This window comes from Streptomyces sp. NPDC058289 (assembly GCF_042880975.1).
GTDB lineage: Bacteria > Actinomycetota > Actinomycetes > Streptomycetales > Streptomycetaceae > Streptomyces > Streptomyces stoeckheimensis.
Map to the genome: position 1 here is coordinate 1 of NZ_JBHVYI010000182.1, position 5,032 is coordinate 5,032.

5 protein-coding genes are annotated in these 5,032 nt (G+C 73.4%); 1 reads left to right on the top strand and 4 read right to left on the bottom strand.

What is annotated here, in order from left to right:
* Window positions 1-222 precede the first annotated feature (222 nt).
* Window positions 223-708, top strand: a complete 486-nt coding sequence (locus ACFVX6_RS40460) for a hypothetical protein (RefSeq protein ID WP_389699581.1) — start codon at window positions 223-225, stop codon at window positions 706-708.
* A gap of 34 nt (window positions 709-742) precedes the next feature.
* Here the strand turns inward: ACFVX6_RS40460 and der are convergent, their stop codons facing one another.
* From der to ACFVX6_RS40480, 4 genes are all read right to left on the bottom strand, one after another.
* The gene (gene der, locus ACFVX6_RS40465; RefSeq protein WP_389699582.1) at window positions 743-2,203 is read right to left on the bottom strand and encodes a ribosome biogenesis GTPase Der; all 1,461 of its coding nucleotides are present in this window, start codon (window positions 2,201-2,203) and stop codon (window positions 743-745) included.
* A 75-nt stretch (window positions 2,204-2,278) separates the two neighbouring features.
* The gene (locus ACFVX6_RS40470; protein ID WP_383956768.1) at window positions 2,279-2,926 is read right to left on the bottom strand and encodes a lysophospholipid acyltransferase family protein; all 648 of its coding nucleotides are present in this window, start codon (window positions 2,924-2,926) and stop codon (window positions 2,279-2,281) included.
* A complete protein-coding gene (gene cmk, locus ACFVX6_RS40475; protein ID WP_389699583.1) occupies window positions 2,923-3,630 on the bottom strand; it encodes a (d)CMP kinase in 708 nt (235 codons plus the stop codon). Before cmk ends, ACFVX6_RS40470 begins: the two co-directional genes overlap by 4 nt.
* A gap of 213 nt (window positions 3,631-3,843) precedes the next feature.
* Window positions 3,844-4,932, bottom strand: coding sequence for a prephenate dehydrogenase (locus ACFVX6_RS40480; RefSeq protein ID WP_389699584.1), 1,089 nt, complete (start codon window positions 4,930-4,932; stop codon window positions 3,844-3,846).
* Between the last annotated feature and the right edge of the window lie 100 nt (window positions 4,933-5,032).

Here is a 5,032-nt window from a genome sequence, read left to right on the forward strand (position 1 = left end):
GCGCCACCTCCTGACGTCGAGCCGGGCGGCGGCGCCGGCGGCGGCGCTCCCGCTGCCGGGGCGGCCCGGCCGCCCCGACACACCCATCGTGAATCCGCCCCGGGAGGGGGGGCGGGGGGGCGGGCGCGGGGGGGGGGCGGTCCGCCCCGCCCACCCCCGGCGATCTGCGTTTTCCGCCCCGCCACCCCGCATCCGCGGGCCGCCGGTTTCGTTGGCTGATACGTGCATTCCTACGATGTCTCCCGCGCCCCGTCCTATCCGAGCAGCGTCCCCCCGATGCGCCCCGTACGGGAGCTGGGGAGCTCTCCGGCCGCCTCGCACACCCCCATCTACGACACGCTGTACTCGGAGTACCTGCGCGCCTTCCGGGCCCTGCCCGGCGACCGCACCGGCGAGGAGGACCTCGGCTTCACGGCGTTCTCGTACGGGGGCCCCTACAGCGGCGGCGCGTACACCGGCGGCGCGGGCACGTACGGCAGCGGCTCCGGGACGGGCTCCGCAAGCTCCTACGGGAGCGGCTGGAACGGTTCGTCGTGGCAGCCGACGGGACAGCACGCCGGGCAGCAGGCGGACGTCTGGCAGCCCTCCCCCGCCCCGCAGCCGCAGTACTCGTACGCCGGCGCCGGATACGCGAACGGGCGGCAGCACCAGACCGGGATGCAGCACATCCCGGCGGCCCTGCCGCCCGCTCCGCGCCGGGGCTACTAGCCCCGGCGGCGCTGACAGCTCTGACGAACCGCCACTACATCTTGCGCTTGTGCTGCGCACCGCGCTTCTCGCGGACGCGGACCGAGATGTGGATCGGGGTCCCCTCGAAGCCGAACTCCTCGCGCAGGCGGCGCTCGATGAAGCGGCGGTAGCCGTGCTCCAGGAAGCCCGAGGCGAAGAGGACGAACCGCGGCGGCTTGCTGCCCGCCTGCGTACCGAACAGGATGCGCGGCTGCTTGCCGCCACGGATCGGGTGCGGGTGGGCGGCGACGACCTCGCCGAGGAAGGCGTTCAGACGGCCGGTCGGGATGCGCGTCTCCCAGCCGGCGAGCGCGGTCTCGATGGCCGGGACGAGCTTCTCCATGTGGCGGCCGGTGAGCGCCGAGACGTTCACCCGGGGCGCCCAGGCGACCTGCTGCATCTCGGTCTCGATCTCGCGCTCGAGGTAGTAGCGGCGCTCCTCGTCGAGGTCGTCCCACTTGTTGTACGCGATCACGATCGCGCGGCCCGCCTCGACGGCCATGGTGATGATGCGCTGGTCCTGGACGGAGATCTGCTCGGTCGTGTCGATCAGGATGACCGCGACCTCCGCCTTCTCCACGGCGGCGGCCGTACGCAGCGAGGCGTAGTAGTCGGCGCCCTGCTGGAGGTGGACCTTCTTGCGGATGCCCGCGGTGTCGATGAACTTCCAGGTGACCCCGCCGAGCTGGATCAGCTCGTCGACCGGGTCGCGGGTGGTGCCGGCGATCTCGTTGACGACGACGCGGTCCTCCTTGGCGACCTTGTTCAGGAGGGAGGACTTGCCGACGTTCGGGCGGCCGATGAGCGCGATCCGGCGCGGACCGCCGACGGCGGTGCCGAAGGTCTGCTCGGGGGCCTCGGGCAGGGCCTCCAGGACGGCGTCCAGCATGTCGCCGGTGCCGCGGCCGTGCAGGGAGGAGACCGGGTGCGGGTAGCCGAGGCCCAGCGACCACAGCGAGGCCGCGTCGGACTCGCCGCTCTGGCCGTCGACCTTGTTGGCGCACAGGACGACGGGCTTGCCGGCCTTGCGCAGCAGGCGGACGACGGCCTCGTCGGTGTCGGTGGCGCCGACCTTGGCGTCCACGACGAAGACGACCGCGTCGCAGGCCTCGATGGCGTACTCGGCCTGGGCGGCGACGGAGGCGTCGATGCCGAGGACGTCCTGCTCCCAGCCGCCGGTGTCGACGACCTTGAACCGGCGGCCGGCCCACTCGGCCTCGTAGGTGACGCGGTCGCGGGTGACTCCGGGCTTGTCCTCGACGACCGCCTCGCGGCGGCCGATGATCCGGTTCACCAGGGTCGACTTGCCGACGTTCGGGCGGCCGACGACGGCGAGGACGGGCAGCGGGCCGTGGCCGGCTTCCTGGAGGGCGCCCTCGACGTCCTCGACGTCGAAGCCCTCTTCCGCGGCGAGCTCCATGAACTCCGCGTACTCGGCATCGCCAAGTGCTCCGTGGTCTTGCTGGTCGTTCATGAAGTCCGTTCCTCGTCGTTCGTGGTGATCGGTGGGGCCCGCGCAGCGCGGTTCCACTACTAGGTCAAGTCTCGCTCAGCGCCCGGTCAGGCGCTTGGCGTCGGCCAGGTGGGCGGTCAGCCGGTCCTGGATGCGTACGGTGGCCTGGTCCAGCGCGGTACGGGTACGGCGGCCACTGCCGTCCCCGGCGTCGAAGGCATCGCCGAAGACGATGTCGACCCTGCTCTTCAGTCGCGGAAGCGCCTTGACGACGCGGCCGGAGCGCTCGGTGCTGCCCAGTACGGCGACCGGCACGATGGGGGCGCCGGAGCGGACCGCGAAGTACGCGAGTCCCGCGCGCAGCGAGGCGAAGTCGCCCTCGCCCCGGGTGCCCTCGGGGAAGATCCCCAGGGCTCCGCCGTTCTCCAGGACGCCCAGCGCGCGGCTGATGGCGCCCCGGTCGGCGCCGGAGCGGTCCACCTTCACCTGCCCGATCCGGTCGAGGAACGGGCCGAGCGGACCGACGTACGCCTCCTTCTTGATCAGGAAGTGCAGCGGCCGCGGTGCGGTGCCCATGACCATGGGGCCGTCTATGTTGTGCGAGTGGTTCACGGCCAGGATGACGGGGCCGGTGGCGGGGACCTTCCAGGCCCCCAGCACGCGCGGCTTCCAGAGGCCGTACATGAGCCCGATGCCGATCCTCCGGCCGACCGCCGCACCCTTGAGGGAGGGCGTATCGCTCACGAGCGCCCCGCCCGCTTCTCTTCCACCAGGGTAACCACGCACTCGATGACCCGATCGAGCGTGAGCTCGGTCGTGTCCACCTCGACCGCGTCGCCGGCCTTGGCCAGCGGGGAGGTCTTGCGGCCGGAGTCGGCGGCGTCGCGCTTGATCAGCGCCTCCTTGGTGGCCGCGAGGTCCGTGGCCTCCCTGCCCCGCAGCTCGCCGCTGCGGCGGGCCGCGCGGGCTTCGGCGGAAGCGGTGAGGAAGATCTTCAGGTCGGCGTCGGGCAGCACCGTGGTGCCGATGTCCCGGCCCTCGACGACGATGCCCTCGGCCTCGTCGGCCGCCTCGGCGGCGATGGAGCGCTGGAGCTCGGTGATCAGGGTGCGCACCTCGGGGACGGCGCTCACGGCGCTGACCTTGGAGGTGACCTCCTGGGTCCGGATCGGGCCGGAGGCGTCATGCCCGTCGACGGTGATGGTCGGGGCGGAGGGATCGGTGCCGGACACGATGACGGGCTTGCCCGCCGCGAGGGCGATCGCCTGCGGGTCATCGATGTCGATGCCGTTGGTGATCATCCACCAGGTGATGGCCCGGTACTGGGCACCGGTGTCCAGGTAGCGCAGCCCGAGCTTGGCGGCCACGGCCTTGGAAGTGCTGGACTTGCCCGTGCCGGAGGGACCGTCGATGGCGACGATCACGGCGGTCGGAGCTGCGGTTTCCACGGTGCGGGCACCTTCCTGGTTGCGCGTACGTGTCCGGGCGCGCCAATAGCGCCCCTCCTCCAGGTTACCGGGCTTTTCGCCGCCGCCCGCCGGGGCGTCGACGGGCGGGCCCCGGGCAGCCGTGGGAGGGGCGCGGAGCGGGCCCCGGGCGGGCGCGGGCCCGCCCGGGAGGCACTGCGGATGGGCCGGTGGGGGCCCTGCCGCCGGGCGGCCCTACGGCTGACGCAGCGCCCAGCCGCGTTCGCGCAGCTCGGCCTGGAGGCCGGCCACCGCCCGGGGCTCGACCATCAGCTGGACCAGGCCCGCCTGCTGCCCCGTCGCGTGCTCGATCCGCACGTCCTCGATGTTGACCCCGGCCCGGCCGGCGTCGGCGAAGATCCGGGCGAGCTCGCCCGGCTGGTCGGAGATGAGGACGGCCACCGTCTCGTAGACCGTGGGCGCGGCCCCGTGCTTGCCCGGGACCCGGACCCGCCCCGCGTTGCCGCGGCGCAGTACGTCCTCGATGCCCGCCGCCCCGTCCCGGCGCTTGTCCTCGTCGGCCGACTGCAGGCCCCGCAGGGCTTCCACGGTCTCCTCCAGGTCGGCCGCGATCCCGGCGAGCACGTCCGCCACCGGTCCCGGGTTGGCCGAGAGGATCTCCACCCACATCCGCGGGTCGGAGGCGGCGATCCGGGTCACGTCGCGGATGCCCTGCCCGCACAGCCGCACCGCGGTCTCGTCGGCCTCCTCCAGCCGGGCCGCGACCATGCTGGAGACGAGCTGCGGGGTGTGGGAGACCAGCGCGACGGCCCGGTCGTGCGCGTCCGCGTCCATGACCACCGGGACGGCCCGGCACAGCGCCACCAGCTCGAGCGCCAGGTTCAGCACCTCGTGGTCGGTCTCCCGGGTCGGCGTGAGCACCCAGGGCCGGCCCTCGAAGAGGTCGGCGGAGGCCGCGAGCGGGCCGGACTGCTCCTTGCCCGCCATCGGGTGGGTGCCGATGTACGCCTTCGTGTCCACGCCCAGCGCTTCCAGCTCCCGGCGCGGTCCGCCCTTGACGCTGGCCACGTCCACGTAGGCGCGGGCCAGGTCGCGCCCTATGGCGTCGGCGAGGGCGGCGGCCACGTGCGCGGGCGGTACGGCGATGACCGCGAGGTCGGCCTTGCCCTGGTAGGGCTCCTCCGTGCCGGCGCCCAGCGCGGCGGCCGTACGGGCCTGCCCCTGGTCGCGGTCGGACAGGTGGACGGCGATGCCGCGGGCTGCCAGGGCGAGCGCCGCGGAGGTGCCGATCAGTCCGGTTCCGATGACGACGGCGGTTCTCACGGGGTGCTCTCCAGGTGTACAGGGGTGTGGGGCGGCGGTACCTGCCTCAGGGTAGCCAGCGGGAACAGCGGGAACAGCGCGAGGGCCCGGTGTCCCGCTG

Bases quoted from the DNA above. Each gene is read 5' to 3' on its own strand.
- der (WP_389699582.1), bottom strand. From the start codon at position 2,203: ATGAACGACCAGCAAGACCACGGAGCACTTGGCGATGCCGAGTACGCG.